Genomic DNA, 17,940 nt, shown 5'->3' on the forward strand with positions numbered 1-17,940 from the left:
ATTGCGAACGTCAGAAGAATCCGGCGCTCAAATCCAGGCCGTAGGTTCGTGAGAGCACGAACACAAAGGCGCACGCTGCGCATAACAGGAGGGCGTGCTTCGCCAATTCGGCACCGATGACCGAGAGGACCGTGCGGGAAATCGTGCGTATGATTGCTGGCAATGTTGCCTCCTGGTTTTCAAATCCCATGAACCGGCTGCATGTGGCGGCCGTCAGTCGGTGTGCGAAGCGAGGATCAGGGGCGGATCACCTCGCTCGGTCGACGCGCGCTGAATGAGGATCGCGCCGATCACGTGAACGAGGCCGAATCCCAGCAGAACGAGAATCATCAGGCGCGTCTCGCCGCCTGTTCGCTTTCTGTCGTGCGATGCCGGAGATCTGGCCCGAATTGGAGACGCAGCACGGTTGTGATTGTTCACGATTGTCCTCATATGCTTTGCTGTCGCTCGTCCCGATCGCCTACGGCGCCGGCGGGTTCGAAATGTAGTGGGTAACGAAATCGTCGGAGGCCAGGTTGGCTTGGCGCTCTCGGGGCGCCTTGCTCATTGCCGCGAAGGCAATCACCAGCGCCAGGAGCGAGCCATAGAAGGCGACCACTCCAAGTCTCCACATCGCAACCAATCGCTGTTCTTGATCGGACGCGAGAAACCTCTGCGATTGTCTTCCCTGCTGTGCGATGTCGGTCAATGCGACCTCCTGTTTGATGACTGTTGTGATGCCGGCGTGCGATCAGTCGCCTCCGAAAAGGAGCGGTGCGACGGGCGGCGCCGACTGCGAAGCGGCCCTGAGTGTCGGGTGTGCAAAGGTCGTCAACGCTGCGTCGAATCCGGCGAGAACCACGAACAAGCCAACGACGATCATGATGAGGTGATGCGCGCGCACGCTGACTTCCGGATGAAATTGCTCCGCGTCGATCAACCAACCGGCATCTCGTCGCGATGCGATCTGAACCCACTGTCGTCGTCGCCGGCGTCACTCGGCCGTCACTGCAGCGTTAATATTGTTCGCTAAGGCGGCAATTCGTGTAGGATGTATATCCGTGAGCGCATCTGCTTATTTTTGAGGCGGAATGACCGAAACTGCACCCGCGCCCAGCCCAAGTTTTACTCTCGCACTTCTTGGACGTTTTGAACTGATCGGGCCGGACGGTGCCGTCAGCTTACCGAACAAGAAGCTCGCGGGATTGCTGGCCTATCTGGCCTGCACGGCACCTCAGCCTCAGCACCGCGAAAAACTCTCGACCTTGCTGTGGGGATCGCACTTCGAAGCGCAGGCGAAGCAAAACCTGCGACAGGCCCTGTTCAAGCTGCGTCAAGTTCTTGGTCAGAGTGCTCTCAGGAGTGACGGCGAATTCATTTCGTTGAATGCCGTTGTGATCACCTGCGATGTGCCGCAATTCGAGCGGCTTGTCAGAAAGGGCAGCCGTGACGCGCTGACCGCGGCGGCAGATCTCTATCGCGGGCGCCTCGTCGATGACATCGCGGTCAACGCTGAGGGCTGGAGCGAGTGGGTGGCCGGCGAACGCGAGCGGTTATCGGAGCTGGCTGTCGGCGCGATGGTAGCGCTCGGCGACCAGGAACTGTCCGACGGACGTGCCGGCGATGCCCTGCTCGCCGGCCAGCGCGCCAATGCACTCAACAGCATGCGTGAGGATGCGCACCGCCTGATCATGCGCGCGTTGTCCGCGGCCGGCCGCAACGCCGAGGCGCTCAAATATTATCAGGCCGTCGTTGCCTTTCTGAAGCAAGAGCTCGGCACCGCGCCCGATGCCACAACCAGCGCGCTGGCTGCGGAATTGCGCAAGGTCCAGGAGCAGAAGATCGTTCTGCCGGCAGCGGACCCGACGGCAGACCTTTCGCACCAGGCGGAGCACGTGTTCGGCAACGACAGGCCCTCCGTGGCGGTGCTTCCGTTCCGCAACATGGGTGATGAAACCGAACAGGACTACTTCGCCGATGGCGTCACTGCAGACATCATCACCGCTCTATCGCGCTTTCGCGAGCTGGTGGTGATCGCGGCCGGATCGAGCTTTGCCCTTCGGGACAAGGGAATGACCAGCCGGCAGATTGCGCAGCAACTCGGTGCGCAATACGTCCTGAGCGGTCATATTCGCAAGGCGGGCAACCGCATTCGCGTCTCGGCCGAGCTCACTCATACCGGAAGCGAGGCCCAGGTCTGGTCCAATCGCTACGATCGCCCCCTGGTCGACATCTTCGACCTGCAGGACGACGTCAGCAGCAGTGTTGCCGCAGTCGTCGATCCCGCCGTTCGTAGCGCCGAGATCGAACGCGCACGCCGCAAGCCGCCAACTGATCTTTCGGCCTATGATCTGTATTTGCGCGGCCTTCACCATTTATGGGGCGGCACCCGCGAAGGTATCGTCAAGGCCATCGATCTGCTTCGGCGGTCTCTGAGCCTCGATCAGGAGCGAACGGCGACGCTGGCGGCGCTGGCTTGGGGACTCGTGATGGCTCCGCCGCTCGGCGCCAACATGTCTGCGGATGCCGCGTCCGAGGCGGTCGGTCTGGCGCGCCGCGCCGTCGAGCAGGATAGTGGGGACGCTTTCGCCCACGCTGTCTATGGCTTCACGCTGTTTGGGCCCGCCGGCGACAACGATCAGGGGCGCATTCACGCCAGCGAAGCCGCAAGGCTCAATCCGAGTTCGGCTTTCGCATGGGGTGTACTCGGAATGATCGACAGCATGGGAGGCGATTATGCCAACGCACTCGCATGCCTGCATCGGTCTCTCGTCCTCAGCCCCGAGGACAGCATGCTCCATATGTGGATGACGGGATTGACCGCGTCCTACTTTGCCCTCGGGCAGTACGAGGAGGGCGTTGCCTGGGCGCGCAAGTCGGTTCGGCACAATCCGAGCAACGGCACCGGACATCGCATGCTCGCGGCCAACCTGGTCGGGGTCGGCCGGCTGGAGGAAGCCCGCGAGGTCACCCGGGTTCGCGATGCGGCACAAAAAACGACGATCCGCGATCTGCGCGCCATGCGCTTTTTCAAGCAGCACGAGGCGCTTGAACGCTACCTTTCGGCCCAGCAGATCGCCGGCGTGGCCGACTGAGCCTCAAGCGCCGAGTGCAACGAGCAGCGTGCGCACGGTCATGAAGACCAGGATGACCGAGCCGACGGTCCACAGCATTGCGCGAATGTCGTGAATTTGCCCGGTGAGATAGGCGAGAAAATGCAGCAGGCGTGAGGCAACGTAGCCGTAGAGCAGGCATTGCGCGAGAAGCAGCGACGGCTTTGTGAGAACACAAAGAAAGCCCGCGACCAGGAAATACGGCAGGCTCTCGAGATCGTTCATCTGGATCCGGCGGATCCGCTCCACATCTTCGTTGGGAAGAAGCTGCGCCGGATCGGGTGCGGGATTCAGTGGCGTCTTCTTGATGTCCTCCGGCGAACGGTAGCCGCCCTGGGCCCTCACCATCCGGACCACGGTGAGCCACGACATCGCCACGGCCTTGAGGATGATCAAGCTGGCGGCAACGACATAGGTGGCGAAGAGGGGATCGTGAAGATTGATTCCGTCCAATTTGGTACCCCGCTCCGGCAGGGCCATACTACATGTCCGAGCGGGTTGCGCCACCACGTAAAGGCAGCCGCCAGTCCAGTCCCAGCCTGATCTCGCCTTATGCCTTCGCCAGCGCCGATCGGCCATCCGTTCGGCATGACCGGCGCGCGGCTCACCAGCCACATCCTCCAGGAGGGCAAGCGCCGCAAGGCGAAGTGGGGCGTCGTGACGATGTGCATCGGCGGCGGCCAGGGCGGCGCGGGACTGTTCGAAATCTACAGCTGAGATCGAGCCTCATGAATGCGGAAGGCACGGCGTCGCAAGCGCCGTGCCTTTTGCTTTCTGGCGTGTGCTTGGGGATACGCCCGCGGCAACTCAACCGTTCTTCTCGGGCGCGACAGGTCGGAACACCCACTCGCGCCAGACCACCAGCAACGCCGACATGATCACCGGGCCGAGAAACAAGCCCAGAAGGCCGAAGGCAGCCAAGCCTCCGAAGATCCCGACGAACGCGAACAGAAACGGCAGCCGCGCGGAGTCGCCGACCAGGGTCGGCCAGACGAAATGATCGCCGGCCAACATGACGATCGCGCCCCAGAAGAAGACGCCCGCGGCTGCGAAGCCGCTGCCTCCGCCAGAGACCAGCACCACCGCCGCAGCGGTGAAAGCGAGCCAGGCGCCGAACGGAAGCATGGCGAAGGCCGTGGTCAATATCGTGAATACGATGGCATGCGGCACGCCCGCGACGAAATAGGCCACGCCGATCAATAATCCCTCGCCTGCGGCGACCAGCACCGTACCGTTCACGGTGCCGCGGATCGCATCGACCATTTGCTCGGCGAGACCCTCTCCCGCCTCACCGAAAAGCCGATCGCAGGTTTCCAGCACGCGGTCCGAGATCGACCGGCCGTTGCGCAGCAAGACGAACAAGGCGATCAGCGAAAAGAACAGAAGAAACAGGCGATGAAGCAGCTGTCCGCCGAACGTTCGAAACAGTTCCGATGCGTTGTCTGCGTTGACGCTTTTCAGCCATGCGGTCGCGGCTTTGGGATCGGAAAGATTGCTGCGCCACCACTGCTCGATGCTCTCTGCGGCGATCGGAAGGCGGGCGAGCCAATCAGGCACTTCGATCCCGCTCTCTCCGGCCTGTTTCATCCAGCCCACGAGCAGATCGCCTTGCTGCGCGATCTGATAGACGGCAAGCGACATCGGCGTAAACAGGATGAGGGCGACGACGAGCGTGAAGACCAGCGGGGCCAGGCTGGAGCGGCCGGAGGTCACGCGTGCCGCAAACTTGGTGTAGAGCGGCCACAGGCTGGTTGCGAGTATCGCGGCCCAGATCACCGCGGGCAGAAAGCCCGCCGCCGTCCACAACGCGAGTGCGACCAGCGCAAGGGCAAGCACGACTCGGGCGTTCATGCGCGCGCCTGCGCCGGTAGGCAGCGGCTTTCGCTCAGTCGTGGTCGGGCCTCTGTCGCTCCGCACCGCCTCGCTCCGCTTGGGCGGACGCTGCTTCGATGCCACGGATTTCGCTCGGTCGGTCATTTGAAGTCGCTGGAGTGCGGAGCTGCAGTGTCGAACTGATCAGCAGGAGAAACGCTGGGTCCAGGCTTCAAGCCGCAAAGAGGGGCTTCGGTTCCGCTCGGGAAGAAGTCGCAATGAGCTGGCGCCCTTCGCGGGGCGCGGCTCGGCCGAAGCCGCCCGTGCACCGCGGGCAGGAAATCGCGTTCGCCGCTTACGCCTGCGCCAGTGCCGGTGCGAACACCACCTCGATCAGCGAGCCGGAGTTCGCCGCGCTCTTGATGTTGAAGCGGGCGCGGTTGGCTTCGACCAGGGCCTTGGTCAGCGACAAGCTCAGCGCCGAACTGTCTTCGGCGTCGCCGGGCGGCGGCGTGCGGAACGGCTCCATCGCGGCGGCGACTTCGCGCTCGCTGAGGCCGTGACCGGTGTCGCGGATGCGAAGTGCGACCTCGCCGCGGTCGGTGAGCGCGGTCGAGACGATGACCTGGCCGCCGGCGCTGGCGAGCCGGATCGAGTTCGAGATCAGGTTCATGGTGATCTGCCGCATCGCGCGCGCATCCGCGCTCACCTGCGGCAGGGCATGGCCGAGCGAGGTGCGGATGATGATGCGCTCGCGATTGGCCTGCGGCTGCATCACGACCACGCAGGCCTCGACCAGATCATTGAGGTTGAGGTTGGCGAAGTTGAGGTCGAGCTTGCCGGTCTCGATCCGCGACAGCTCGAGCAGGTCGTCGATGATGGCGATGACGCGCTCGCCGGAGGCGCGGATGTCCTTCATGTACTCGCCGTAGCGCTCGTTGCCGAGCGTGCCGAAGCGTTCCGAGATCATCACCTCCGAGAAGCCGATGATGGCGTTGAGCGGCGTGCGGATCTCGTGGCTGATCCGCGCCAGCATGTCGGCCTTGGCATTGGCCGCGCCGTCGACCAGACGTCGCGCCTGCGTCAGCTCGCTCTCGCCCTGCTTGCTGTGCGAGAGATCGCGGAACACGGCGAAGAAGTTCGGGCCGTCGGGCCGGGTGCGGCCCATGATCATCGCGAGCGGAATGACGCCGCCCTTCTTCTCGCGCCCCAGCACCTCGCGGCCGTGGTCGAGCAGGCTCGCGATGTCCTGGCTCTTGAGGTTTTCCAGATAGTCGATCACGACATGCTGGCTCTCCGGCGCGAACAGCGTCACCAGATTCTGCTGCATCAGCGTCTCGCCGTCATAGCCGAACAGCGCCTCGGCGCTGCGGTTGCAGGCGTGGATGTTGCCTTCGGCATCGAACATCACGATGCCCTCGGCCGTGGTGTCGAGGATCGCGGCGAGATCTTCGGCGGCCGCCTCGCCGGCGTCGGGCTCCGGCGCGGTGGGGAAGGTCTCGGGGACAATGGTCTCCGGGACAACGGCCTCGGCGACCATGGTCTCCGCGATGACGGGCGCAGCCTGCGGCAGCGCGCAGATCAGCGCATGCGCGCTCTCGCCGTCCCAGTCGATCGCGTGCAGATGCGCTTCGGTGGTCGGCAGCGGCGCTTCGCCATTGGCGAGCGTCGCGCTGATCGTGACAGGCGTGCCTGCCTGCGACGTGCTGCTGGCCGCGGACACGCCAGGCTCGACATAGAGCGCGTCCAGCCCGCCGGCATTCTCCAGTGCGCTCAGGCTGGCATAGCCCATGCGCGCGAGGAACGCGGGGTTGGCGTAGAGCAGGCGGTCGAGTCGGTAGATCAGGATGCCGCTCGGCAGCAGGTCGAGCAGCGCGCGGTCGCGCCTGCTGTGGCCGTGCGCGGGCGGCGCGGGCGCGGTCAGCCATTCGGCGGGCGCGTGCGGCGTCTCAGGCTCCGGCGTGGGCGTCGGCGCTTCAGGCGTGATCTCGGCATCCGGCGGCTCGGACGATGCCGCGATGGTTTCCTTGTCGCGTTCGAGGCGCTCGGACAATTGGCGGGCGAGCTCGTTGAACGCGCTGTTCTCGACCGGCGTCAGCGTCGGCGATCGCGTGTCGCCGGGCGCTCGGAACGGCAGGACATTGGGAGGCGTTTCCACTGGCGTTTCCGGATCGGTTGGATGTGAATTCGCGTCGGTTGTGGGGTCGGTCAGTTCGGCTTCAGGCTCGGGCTCAGGCGCGGGCGGCTCGATCGGCGGAGGCGGCGGCTCGGGCTCTGGCTCGGGTTCGACCACATTGGCGGACAGGCTTTGCGGCGCCGCCGGTTCGGCCAAAAGCTCAAAGCGCCTGAGCGCATCGAGCCGGTTGAGGCCGTCGAGATCGCGGCAGACGCCAAAACCCCTGAAGCCCGCGAAATTGCGGTCGCCGTCATAAACCGGAAGCCCGGCAAGCTCGACCGGCAGATGCTCGCCGCCATCGGCGGGCCAGTTCACGGTGATCCCGGCCCAGGTATCCTTGCTCGCAAGCGCCTGCGCCACGCGGCTCTCAGGATCGAGCGCGAAGGCGTCGGCGATCTCGCGCCAGGGGCGGTCGAAGCCGGCGGCCGTGCGCGGGCCGATCAGGTGGATGAATTCGTCAGACAGAAGCACAAAGCGGCCCTCTGCATCCGCCTTCCAGAGGAAGCGCAGCGGATGCTGACGCGGTGCGGGCGGCTCTTCGTGGCCCGACGGCGGCTCGACCATGCCGGTCACGGTCGGCGCTGCCTGCGGCGACACCATGGCTTCGGCCGAGTTTTCAACCGGAGTTTCTGGCGCGGCTTCGCCCGCTTGCTCGACGGCTTGCTGGATCGAGACGATCTCGGTCGCCGGCTCGCTTGCGGGCGGTTCGTGCGCGATCGTTGCTTGCGGCGCGTCGACCGGCTCGGCAAAGGCGTCGAACAGCGCGATCTCTGATGGCGCCTCGTGCGACGGCGCGGCTTGCACATCCTGCGGCACGGCGGCTGGAGCAGCGGCCGGCGCAGCCTCATGCTGAGCGATGTCTTCTCGGGCGATCTCTTCGCGCGCGACCTCTTCAGTGGCCTCGGGCTCGACCTCATCAGTCGCAGCCGCCGCCTGCTGCACGGCAGGCTCGATCAGCGCGACCAGGCCGACATCGGCTCCGCTGCCGACACGCTGCAGCACCATCTGCCCGATGCCGATCGGCGTCTCGGCGCGGCCCTGGCGAAGCGCGTCGCTGCGCGCCTGTTCGAGGCCGCCCTCGGTGAGATCGCGGAAGCCGAGCAGGGTGCGGGCCGTTTCGCTGGCGCCGACGAACAGGCCGTCGGGTGCGAACGCCGCCATCGGCGTCTTGGCGCCGTCGACCAGACGAAGCAGCCGCTCGACCAGCGGCATGGTGCGCAAGCCGGGGTCCATCGCGGTGACCAGCACGGCGCGGCCGCCATCGGCGAAGTCGAGCCGGGCGCAGGCGCAGGTCATCAGAGTGCCCAACCGCGCGCCGAAGCCGCGCAGCCGTTCGAGCCGGATCGCGCCGTTCGGAGGCAGCCGGCCGGCAAGCCGGATGATCTGGCGGCGGTGGCTGTCGGCGGGCCCGAAGGTCTTGTCTGCGAGCGCCGTGGCATGGGCCGCGCCGAACAGTCTTGCCCCGACCGGATTGGCCCAGAGCACGCGCGTGCCGTCGATCGACCAGAGCCAGACGGGCAGCGGCGAGGTCGCGTGCACGGCCAGCCGGGGATCGCCCACGCCTCGCAACTGGAAATCCGAACTCGTCATCCGACCGGCTTCGCGTCCCGCTTGTGCGCATCAGGCTGCCGGGAATGACAGCCTTAAGAAAGGGTTAGTATCGCCCGCAGGGCCGGGCAGGTCCACGGCCGAAGCCTAGCCGCCAAGGCCTAAAGCCGCGATAACCTTAATGTCCCTGACCCCGCAAGCCGTAGCCCGTTCGCATCCCCATCCTTCGAGATCTCCGCGTCCCCAGATACCCATGCCGCCCAGCCTCATCCTGAGGAGACCGCGCAGCGGTCGTCTCGAAGGACGAGGTGCGCGCTCAGGCAGCACCTGATTACCTCAACCACCGGTTCCCCAGCCCAGGAACCTCATCCTCCCCGCGATTAAATTTGCGCAATGCACCCCAAAACCCGTTGCGTTGCACAATGTTGACATCTTAGGCAGGCATGGTCCCCGCGCTGGGCGAGCCATCATTCGTTTTGTGTTTCCAGTCTTCGCACCCGTCACCCGGTTGGCCGGCGGGCGCGCCTGAAGGCTCACTCCGTTTTTTCATTAGTGTGAGGGACAAAGCATGACAGGTACGACTGATCCATTCTCCGCCTCCGTCATTCCGTTCGAGGTTCCGGAGCAGATGCGTGCGTTCGCCGAAAAGGGCGTGTCGCAGGCCCGCGAGAACTACGCCAAGTTCAAGGACGCTGCCGAGACCCACAACGGCACCGTCGAGGCCGTGTTCGCGTCCGCCCACAAGGGCGTGAGCGAATACACCGCCAAGCTGATGGAGTTCGCGAAGGCCAACACCAAGGCCCATCTCGACTTCACCCAGGAGCTGTTCAGCGTGAAGGCGCCGCAGGATGCGTTCGCGCTGTGGACCAACCATTCCAAGACGCAGCTCGAGACCTTCCAGGCCCAGGCCCGGGAGCTCGCCGAGATCACCCAGCGCGCGGCCACTGCCGCCGCCGAGCCGATCAAGGCTTCCGCCGCGAAGCTCTACCCCGCCGCTTGATCTGGCGCGGCCGTCTCAATTAAGAAACCCGGGCCTAGAGCCCGGGTTTTGCTTTGGAAATAACCTCGCTTGCGGGACGTTTTGAGGGTGTTGCGGCCTTGCCAAAAACGCCCGTTGCACCTAGTTTCCGCCCCGTCCAGCCCCCCTCGGTGACCGGCCCTATCAAGGGCGCCCCTCGGGGCGGCTCGCAAGGATGCAGTTGTAGCTCAGTTGGTTAGAGCGCCTGTCTGTGGAACAGGAGGTCGGTGGTTCGAGCCCACCCAACTGTACCAGCGATGAGAATTGCGCCGTCCCAGCATCCTGTTGATAGACTTGCCGGATCCTACGGTACGGATCGGTGCGAAACGCATCAAAATCGGCCTGCCCACCCCACTGAGCTAACTATACTTGCAATCTGAGTCGCGGGAGCGGGGATCAAATGACCCAACAGGCCGGATGCACTTCCCCTCACTGGGGGATTGCTCGAAATGATGGGGTTGGGTTTACGCGGTTCGCTGGGGCGGCTTCGTAAAAGTTGGAAAGACTACTGATCCGCGTCGTCGTCTATTGCGTGAGGCTCGCACATGGTGCCCGGGCGAATTAGACGAGCTTCTCGCGAAGCCCTTCTGGAACATCACGAAGCTGGAATATTCGCTACATGCTGCTCTTGCAGAGCACTGGGAACACGGAGAGACAAGCTGGCGACGCGTCAGAAGCGCCGGACGATTAATCGTTCTTGCTCGAAAGCAGCTCATGCGCTCGGGCAGGGGGATGAGGGACGACATCCCGAAGAGAGCGCCATAACGGTCTTCGCTGCGGAATTGCGATCGATGTTTAGAAAATTGTCGAAAGCAGAACGGATCGATTTAGCCAAATCAAAGATCGCGAGAGTTCTGGATCATTTCCTCTATGTTCTTGAGCTGCACTCAAACAACTCGTTTGTGGTCTACTCCAACACGCTTACGTCACAAATTCCGCAGTCATATGCCGCGAATGCTTTTGAAGTCTTCCAACGTAGTATGCATCAGATCGAGATCGTGCGGCTCTGCGCGCTTTGGGACTCGGCAGATTCCGACAAAGAAAACATTCCGACCGTCATCGAACTGATCGATGATGAGGAAATCTTAGATCTCCTAGCGCATGAAACACGGAAGTATTGGGGCGATAGCTCAAGCCGCATCCTGAATACATCCGACGACCCTGAGATTGCTGCAATGGTTCAAGAAGCCGTCAATAGGTCCAATCGAGAGTTCGGTAATGAGCAGGCCGCGAAAGCGAAGATCGAGTTGCAAGGATCGATATCGCACGCGCGCGAAATAATTAACTCGGCTAGGTTGGCATCGATAATGAATATCCGTGATAAGCATCTTGCGCATTCTCTCTCGACAACCCGCCGGGAGAAGCGTGGCCCGGTACAGCCCATGAGGTATGGGGACGAAACGCAAATTTTAGAGGCTTCGATTCCAATTGTCGAACGGCTTTACTGCTGGGTTGCCGGGAAGAGCTTTTCGATTGCGGATTCACAGAAAATAAACCGCGACAACGCCACCGCACTTTGGACTGGGTGCAAGTTCATCGTCGCGCGATGATCCTCAGGATCCCGTGCGCGAGTTCTTTTATCTTTCTGATGGCGCACGTCCGTCCGGCTTGGGTATGTGAGATAAATTTAGGTGTGCACCAAACTCCCGATCCTGACGGGTGCACACAGGTTTACGACGGGAGTTCGCCCTTAGCGTGGGTTCCGATCCACACCATTTGCTCTGCCGAGGGTCGTTGGCGTCCCGGTTTCTCGAAAAGAACGCCTGGCGCCTTTTCGCGCAAATCCGTGAGGGCGGCGAGTCGATGATGGCCATCGACGAAATGAAGTGTGTTACCATCACGCATCGCCAGTGCCGGGTTGGCGAATGCTCCTTTTTCGAGAATGTGCTGGAACGGTCGACGGTACTGTCCCTTTTCAACATCGCTCGCGGTGTTGGCATATATTGGATCAGAAACGGCTGCTATCCGTTGTTGCGTGACATCGGTTAGTAGCGTGCGGTCGCAATCGACTTTCTCTTGTTTCCATTCTACCTCGGCCCACCATGAGAGCGGGCGATTGCCGAGGATCCCGCCCCAGCGATCTGTGCCGAAGGGCTCCGCCGGCGGCCACCCAATGTCGTTCGCGAAATAGAGAAGCCACTCCTCGATAACCATATCGGGCCACTTTGGCAGCTTTTCCTTGATCTGCTCAACGGTTACCATCGCCCCAGTCCTATTCCATGTCGAGACCTCATCGCGCTTCAGGAGATCATCGCCTTGATCTGCGCAGTGTCCGCGAACTCAATCAATTCAACGATCTTGCCGCCCTGAAATCTGAACAGGTCCAGGATCTCGGTGCTGGAAGCCCGCCCGGTCGGACGGTATCGAACGTCGACGCGGGAATGGACAGCAACGCGATCTCCGTCCACCAACTCGGCCAGGATCTCGCGACCTTCAAAGCCGAATTCATCGATCAATTTACTGAAGGCGCCACGCAGGGTCTCATGTCCCTGCATACTCCCTGTCAGTTCGAGCGCGCTCTTGTCGCCCATCAGGGTGAACAGACCCTCGGGATGAAAGGCTGTCACCAAGCCCTCGGCGTCACTGCCGTCGCGCGCCGCGTAAGCGCTTCTGATCAATGCCAGCATCTCTTCACGCTGTCCCATGTCACCCTCCCTGCAGGACGTATCAAGGCAGCCTAGCGACCTTTGCGTGTAAACGCAAAATCATCGAATTGAGGGGGGCGAGGGCTCAGCACGCCACGAAGCAGGGTCGTTCGCTTTCGTTCCCGAGTTCAGGAGAAAACGGTGTCAGGCTACGCCCGAACCTTTTCACGACCTTGGTGTTTGTGTTGCGGCAGGACGGACAACGCTGAGGAGCTGAGACATGAACGGAATTATCTATCTGGTCGGACTCGTCGTCGTGATTGGTGTGGTGCTCTCGTTCCTGGGCCTGCGCTGATTGGCTATTTGGGCGTTGGTGCGGCGCACTCTCCAGCATTGCGGTGACAGTGCACAAAGCTCTCGACGCGGGGAGTGTCCGCAACGCCGCTCAAAGCCAGTATTGTGCGCGGTCACCGTAGCTCCTCGGTCGGCAATGCGCTATCGGTAGCGAACCAAAGACGTTTACCGACAAGCAAGCCGGGCAAAAAAGATCGTGAGTTTCTTCGAGCGTCTCAAGACAGCAGCCTCCGTCGAATGGCGGGCTTACACCGAGCATCCCTTCACGAACGGATTGGCGGACGGTTCGCTCCCCAAAGCGGCGTTTCGTCACTACCTTGTTCAGGACTATTTGTTCCTCATCGAGTTTGCTCGCGCCTACGCGCTCGCGGTCTACAAGTCGCCTCGACTTGCCGACATGCGTGAAGCTGCGGCCGGCCTTTCGGCCATCCTTGACGTCGAGATGAACCTGCATGTGAAGCTCTGTGCCGATTGGGGTCTGTCCCCGACCGACCTTGAACAGGCTCCTCCGGCGGCCGAGATGCTGGCCTATACACGCTACGTGCTCGACGCGGGAATGCGCGGCGATCTGCTGGCTCTCAAGGTGGCGCTTGCCCCCTGCGTGATCGGGTACGCGGAGATCGCAACGCGGCTCGCCTCGCTCCCCCTCGCGGCCGCTGCGACGAACGCCTACCGCGTCTGGATCGCCGAGTATGCCGGCGCGCCGTACCAGGAGGTCGCCGCCAAAGCGCGGGAGCACATGGAGCATCTCGCCGATCTCTACGCCACGCCGGCACGCGAGACAGAGCTGATTGCGATCTTCAAGGAAGCCACCCGACTCGAGGCAGACTTCTGGGAGATGGCCTGGCGCGAGGGCCAGCGTGTTCAATAATTCTTTCGGCCGGCCAGCAGCGTGCCCGGAGCCACCGCAACTGACACCGGGTTCACCCGCCGCTGATACTGCACCGCGAAGATGTACGTATTCGCGCAGGTCGGCACCTGCAGTGGCTCGAGCGCGCATCCCGCCAGGATGCTCGGCTTCTCGCCCCCTTGAAGCACGAAGCCACAGCTTCGTCGGGAAATCAGTCTGCCAGCTACCCGCCCCATCACGGCGTCGGGGCGACCACATCCTTGAAGTCAGACAAAGCGCGAATGGCTGCCGTTCTGTTCAACACAAATCGCTTCACTTCCTCTTGCTGGCTCGAACTCAAATCCGTCCAGTGATGTTTTTCAGTTGGGAAGCTGATCAGAAGGCCTTCGCTGCGGTGCTGTGCGACTTGGACAGGAACGACGTCATCAGGTGTGTCGACGAGATACTGGTCTGACGGATGATTTTCGGCTTTGAGTGTTCCGGATTGCACCTGATTGGATACCTCGGGAATACCCAACGAGAAACCGAGCGCCTTCAGATCGAAGACCAATGAGCCGGGATGAGTATCGACGCTGACGAACTGGAGAAAGCTCGTCTGCGACTTGGTCACGCCGGTTTTAAGATGACCGTGAACGACCCGCACGAGCTGGCCTTCCGATCCGTTGATCCAGTCGTCGAAGTCCATGAGCGGCGTCGTGAACACGACCGGCTTGCCCACTTGCGCATCCCGCAATTGTTTGGGATCGAACTTGTCGAAGCTCACGGGCGACACCTTGGGCACCTTCTTGAACATGCCGGCACCGATGGTCAGATCACCGCCGATAATCGGCCCAAAAAGCGAAAGTTCGCGCCCTGTACTCAAGTTCTTGATCTTCACGCGGAGCAAGCTCGATTTGACGCCGATACCCGAGGCGCCAAAGAGCGCTGCGATTTTCATCTCCCAGAAGGTGCTCGGCGCATAAACAAGCCGAGGCGGACGGTGCACCTTCTTGTAACCGCCCGTACCTGTCCAAACCAGGTCGACCATGAGGACGACACTGCGATCGATGGCGGCGTTATCTTCGCCGGCCGTCGGAAACGGTTCCGTGCTCCCGACTGCCTTTTGGCCAAGCGCGACGGGCAATCCCGGCAGCTGCATTTTGACGATGGGATCGACCTGGTCGAAGATCGTTTTCGCCCTGAATTCCGACAGGCGCTGATTCAATGCGGACGCCGCCGCCTTCGTGCGGGCACCTCTCCAGCGTCGGCTGGCGTGACCAACGCATGTGATGCGGACCGAAACCGTCCCATCTTTGGGAATGCCCATGGAACTGCTCCTATATTGCAGATCTCTTTTTGGTCAGCTGAGCGTTTCGACCGGTTCAATGCGCCGAAATGGATTTATCACGCGTGTGCTGTCAGGGGTTCCACGCAGATCACACAGCTTTGGACAGCGACGACAAGGTGTCGCCACGAACGCTGATGTGCGGATTGCGTTCGGTGCCAAACAGCTGGACGACATCAAAGAAGTTTTTGCTCCAAAGCGAGTTATCGCGCACAGCCTGCCTCACCTCGCCACCACCCACACCACCACCGGCAACGTCACCGCCGCCAGCAGCGTGCCCAGCGCCACCGCGCCCGACACCGGGTTCACCAGCCGCTGATATTGTACCGCGAAGATGTACGCATTCGCGCCGGTCGGCATGGCCGCGAACAGCACGACCACGCCGGCTGCGAGCGGCGGCAGGTCGAGCAGTTTTGCGAGCACGAAGGCGGCCGCCGGCATCGCCAGCAGCTTGAGCGCGCTCATCACGACCACGCTCAACATCTCGCCCTTGACCTCGAACCTGAACAGATTGATGCCGAGCGCGATCAGCGCCGCCGGTGATCCCGCCTGCGCCAATAGCTCGACGGTCCGGTCGACGACGGGATGAAGGCCGAGGCCGGTGAGGCGCCAGACGAGGCCGAAGCCGATCGCGAGCATGATCGGGTTACGGGAAAGATCCAGCAGCACCGGCACGATCAGCGACGCGGCCGAGGCGGTCTGCTTGCGGTCGACCAGCTCCATCTGCAGCGTGCCGCAGAGCCAGAGCAGCGGCGTGTTCACCGACAGGATCAGCGCCATCGGGCCTGCCGCCTCATTGCCGAGCGCCGAGAGCGTGAGGGGAATGCCGAGCATCACGATGTTGCCGTAGACCGAGCCGATCGCGAACACGACGCCGTCCTCGCGATCCTCGCGCCGTTGCCGCAGCAGCGCCGAGAGGATGAGCGCCGCGATCCAGGTCAGCGCGAGCGCGCCATAATAGGCGCCCCACATCCGCCAGGGGCTGACGCCGGAAAATTCCGAGACGACGATGGTGCGGAACAGCAGCGCGGGAATCGCGATGCTGAAGGCGAATTCGGAGATGCCCTTGTGCGCGGTCTCCGAGACGAAGCGAAACAGCACCGCGGCATAGCCGGCCGCGATCAGCGCAAACACCGGCGCGACGATCAGCACCGTGGTCATGCGCCGCTACGACCCCATCTCGATGATCCTGCGCGCCATCCGCACATTGGCATAGTCGATCATCTTGCCGTCGAGCGTCACCGCGCCCTGGCCCTGCGCCTCGGCGTGCTCCATGGCCGCGACCACCCGCCGCGCGTGCGCGAGCTCGGTGTCGGACGGGACGAACGCCCGCAGCGTCGGCTCGATCTGGTCGGGATGGATCACCTGCTTGCCGTCGAAACCCATCGCAGCCGCCTTGAGCGCGCTGCTTTCAGTCAGTTTGCCGTCCCGGAACGCGCCGCACGGACCGTCGATCGCGCGTAGCCCGAACGCGCGCGCGGCCACCAGCAGGCGCATCATCGGATAGGCGAACAGATCGAGCGGCGCCGAGGCATAGCCGCTCTGGGCGGAGCCCACGTGGCGGTAGCCGTCCGGCGACGCGCCGATTTCCGAGGAGCGGGCGCCGATCGACGCCGCGAAATCGCCGACACCGAGATGAAGGGCCGCGACGCTGTCGTGCGCGGCGGCGAGCGCGTCGACATTGACGAGACCCAGCGCGGTCTCGATCAGCAGTTCGAGCGCAACAGGCGAGGGGCGATCGGGCGCGGCCGCACGCAGCTGATCGGCAATGGCGGCGATGTCGCTCGCCCGCTCCGCCTTCGGCACGATCACCGAATCCAATCTGGGAAGCGCAGCGAGCGTGCCGATTTCCTGCGCGATGAAGGGGCTGTCGACGGCGTTGAGCCTGACCGCGACGACCTTGTTGCCCCAATCCAGAGAAGATAAAGCCCCCGCAGCTTCCTCCAGCGCCGCGCCCTTCTCGGACGGCGGCACGGCGTCCTCGAGGTCCATGAACACCGCATCCGCGGCCGAGGTAGCCGCCTTGGCGACGAGACGGGAGCGATGCGCGGGAACGGCCAGATAGACCCGCGTCGGCCGCTGAGGGGCCATCGTCATGTCTCCTTTGCGAGACCGAGTTCGCTGAGGATGGATTGGTTGTGTTGCCCGACGTCAGGCACGGGATCCATCCGGGGCGACAGGCCGGGAATGGTGAGAGCCGGCAGGAAGCTCATCACCGGGCCGCAACGAGATCCCACCGTTTGCACCCGGGAGCGGGCGCGGAGCTGCTCGTGCTCCAGGAACGCCTCGACCGAATTCAGATGCGCGTTGGCGATCGAGGCCTCGTCGAGCAGCCGCAGCACCTCGTCACTGGTCATCGCTGCAAAACGCTGCTCGATATGGACCTGCAGATCGTCCCTGTTCTGCATGCGCAGCGGATTGCTGCGGAAGCGGGGGTGGTCGGCAAGGGCCGCCTCGCCAAGCACGACGGCGCACAGCGATCGCCATTCCCGGTCGTTCTGGATGCCGAAGAAAATCGTGTTGCCGTCTCCGACGCGGAACGGGCCATACGGCGCTATCGTTGCGTGCCTTGCCCCGGTTCGCGGCAGTGGCCGGCCCGTACTCTGCGTGTAGAAGGCGGGATAGCTCATCCAGTCCGTGATGGAATCGAACAGCGAGGCCTGGAAGGCGGTGCCCTTGCCGGTGCGCTCGCGGCGATATAGCGCCATCAGCACGCCGTTGAGGATGTACATGCCGGTGGCGATATCGACCACCGACAGCCCAACCTTGGCGGGCTCCGCCTCGGTGCCGTTGATGGCGAGAACGCCGGCCTCGCACTGCACGAGGAGATCGTAGGCCTTCTTGTTGCTGTAGGGACCGCCCGCGCCATAGCCCGACACGTCGCAGGCGATGATCCGGGGAAACTTCCGCAGCAGCGAAGCGGCATCGAGGCCCAGCCGCTCCGCCGCACCGGGCGCCAGGTTCTGGATGAAGACGTCGGCCTGCGGCAGCAGGGCCTCGAGCACCTTCTGGCCATCAGGGCTCTGTATGTCCCCCCACAAAATGAGGCGACTCACCCTCGATGTTGCGACGAGGGTTGCCCGGATGGACCGGGTAGAGCCTCAAACAAGGAGGGCGAGTCGTGGGTCATCATACCGAGGTCTTTGTCGGAATCGATACGTCAAAATCGCGCAATGCTATA

Annotated in this window: 15 protein-coding genes, 1 tRNA gene and 2 pseudogenes; 7 read left to right on the top strand and 11 right to left on the bottom strand. The window is 63.1% G+C overall.

The annotated features are described in order from the left end of the window. Positions 1-460 precede the first annotated feature (460 nt). Positions 461-688, bottom strand: coding sequence for a hypothetical protein (locus tag AC0L23_RS13770; RefSeq protein ID WP_085348786.1), 228 nt, complete (start codon positions 686-688; stop codon positions 461-463). Between the two features lie 42 nt (positions 689-730). Further along, a complete protein-coding gene (locus tag AC0L23_RS13775; protein ID WP_018453567.1) occupies positions 731-919 on the bottom strand; it encodes a hypothetical protein in 189 nt (62 codons plus the stop codon). A 151-nt stretch (positions 920-1,070) separates the two neighbouring features. On the opposite strand from AC0L23_RS13775, the gene AC0L23_RS13780 reads away from it, so the two are divergent. Then, positions 1,071-3,074, top strand: a complete 2,004-nt coding sequence (locus tag AC0L23_RS13780; protein ID WP_085360553.1) for a BTAD domain-containing putative transcriptional regulator — start codon at positions 1,071-1,073, stop codon at positions 3,072-3,074. 3 nt (positions 3,075-3,077) lie between these two features. Here the strand turns inward: AC0L23_RS13780 and AC0L23_RS13785 are convergent, their stop codons facing one another. Beyond that, entirely contained in the window at positions 3,078-3,545 is a 468-nt protein-coding gene (locus tag AC0L23_RS13785) for an MAPEG family protein (protein ID WP_085383823.1), read from the bottom strand. A gap of 117 nt (positions 3,546-3,662) precedes the next feature. On the opposite strand from AC0L23_RS13785, the pseudogene AC0L23_RS13790 reads away from it, so the two are divergent. Beyond that, positions 3,663-3,809: pseudogene (locus tag AC0L23_RS13790) on the top strand (acetyl-CoA C-acyltransferase); the annotation flags it as partial. 90 nt (positions 3,810-3,899) lie between these two features. On the opposite strand, the gene AC0L23_RS13795 reads toward AC0L23_RS13790, so the two are convergent. Both AC0L23_RS13795 and AC0L23_RS13800 read right to left on the bottom strand, forming a co-directional pair. Further along, entirely contained in the window at positions 3,900-4,943 is a 1,044-nt protein-coding gene (locus AC0L23_RS13795) for an AI-2E family transporter (protein WP_063745866.1), read from the bottom strand. A gap of 316 nt (positions 4,944-5,259) precedes the next feature. Next, on the bottom strand, positions 5,260-8,670 hold the full coding sequence (locus tag AC0L23_RS13800; RefSeq protein WP_085360547.1) for a PAS domain-containing sensor histidine kinase: 3,411 nt from the start codon (positions 8,668-8,670) through the stop codon (positions 5,260-5,262). Positions 8,671-9,196: 526 nt separating this feature from the next. On the opposite strand from AC0L23_RS13800, the gene AC0L23_RS13805 reads away from it, so the two are divergent. The 4 genes and pseudogenes from AC0L23_RS13805 (at position 9,197) to AC0L23_RS13820 (ending at position 11,196) form a co-directional block, all read left to right on the top strand. After that, positions 9,197-9,628, top strand: a complete 432-nt coding sequence (locus AC0L23_RS13805) for a phasin (protein WP_018453573.1) — start codon at positions 9,197-9,199, stop codon at positions 9,626-9,628. A gap of 195 nt (positions 9,629-9,823) precedes the next feature. Further along, positions 9,824-9,900: transfer RNA gene (locus tag AC0L23_RS13810), tRNA-His, on the top strand. A 247-nt stretch (positions 9,901-10,147) separates the two neighbouring features. Beyond that, positions 10,148-10,411, top strand: a pseudogene (locus AC0L23_RS13815) (hypothetical protein); the annotation flags it as partial. Between the two features lie 26 nt (positions 10,412-10,437). Next, positions 10,438-11,196, top strand: a complete 759-nt coding sequence (locus AC0L23_RS13820) for an AbiU2 domain-containing protein (protein ID WP_085360545.1) — start codon at positions 10,438-10,440, stop codon at positions 11,194-11,196. A 121-nt stretch (positions 11,197-11,317) separates the two neighbouring features. Here AC0L23_RS13820 and AC0L23_RS13825 read toward each other — a convergent pair whose 3' ends face one another. Continuing rightward, positions 11,318-11,848, bottom strand: a complete 531-nt coding sequence (locus AC0L23_RS13825) for a hypothetical protein (RefSeq protein ID WP_085348779.1) — start codon at positions 11,846-11,848, stop codon at positions 11,318-11,320. 38 nt (positions 11,849-11,886) lie between these two features. After that, positions 11,887-12,291: a nuclear transport factor 2 family protein gene (locus AC0L23_RS13830; RefSeq protein WP_085348778.1), complete on the bottom strand. Its 405-nt coding sequence runs from the start codon at positions 12,289-12,291 to the stop codon at positions 11,887-11,889. Between the two features lie 490 nt (positions 12,292-12,781). Here AC0L23_RS13830 and tenA point away from each other — a divergent pair, with 490 nt between their 5' ends. Next, positions 12,782-13,456: a thiaminase II gene (gene tenA, locus AC0L23_RS13835; protein ID WP_085348777.1), complete on the top strand. Its 675-nt coding sequence runs from the start codon at positions 12,782-12,784 to the stop codon at positions 13,454-13,456. Positions 13,457-13,670: 214 nt separating this feature from the next. Here tenA and AC0L23_RS13840 read toward each other — a convergent pair whose 3' ends face one another. From AC0L23_RS13840 to AC0L23_RS13855, 4 genes are all read right to left on the bottom strand, one after another. Next, a complete protein-coding gene (locus tag AC0L23_RS13840; protein ID WP_085354353.1) occupies positions 13,671-14,741 on the bottom strand; it encodes a hypothetical protein in 1,071 nt (356 codons plus the stop codon). Positions 14,742-14,981: 240 nt separating this feature from the next. Then, positions 14,982-15,920 (bottom strand): AEC family transporter, encoded by a 939-nt coding sequence (locus AC0L23_RS13845; RefSeq protein ID WP_085348775.1) that lies wholly within the window; start codon positions 15,918-15,920, stop codon positions 14,982-14,984. Between the two features lie 6 nt (positions 15,921-15,926). Continuing rightward, a complete protein-coding gene (locus tag AC0L23_RS13850) occupies positions 15,927-16,850 on the bottom strand; it encodes an HpcH/HpaI aldolase/citrate lyase family protein (protein ID WP_085360601.1) in 924 nt (307 codons plus the stop codon). Between the two features lie 2 nt (positions 16,851-16,852). Beyond that, complete coding sequence (locus AC0L23_RS13855; RefSeq protein WP_473357011.1) at positions 16,853-17,815, bottom strand: CaiB/BaiF CoA transferase family protein; 963 nt, start codon at positions 17,813-17,815, stop codon at positions 16,853-16,855. Positions 17,816-17,940: the final 125 nt, after the last annotated feature.

This window comes from Bradyrhizobium sp. MI1.4, assembly GCF_055811315.1.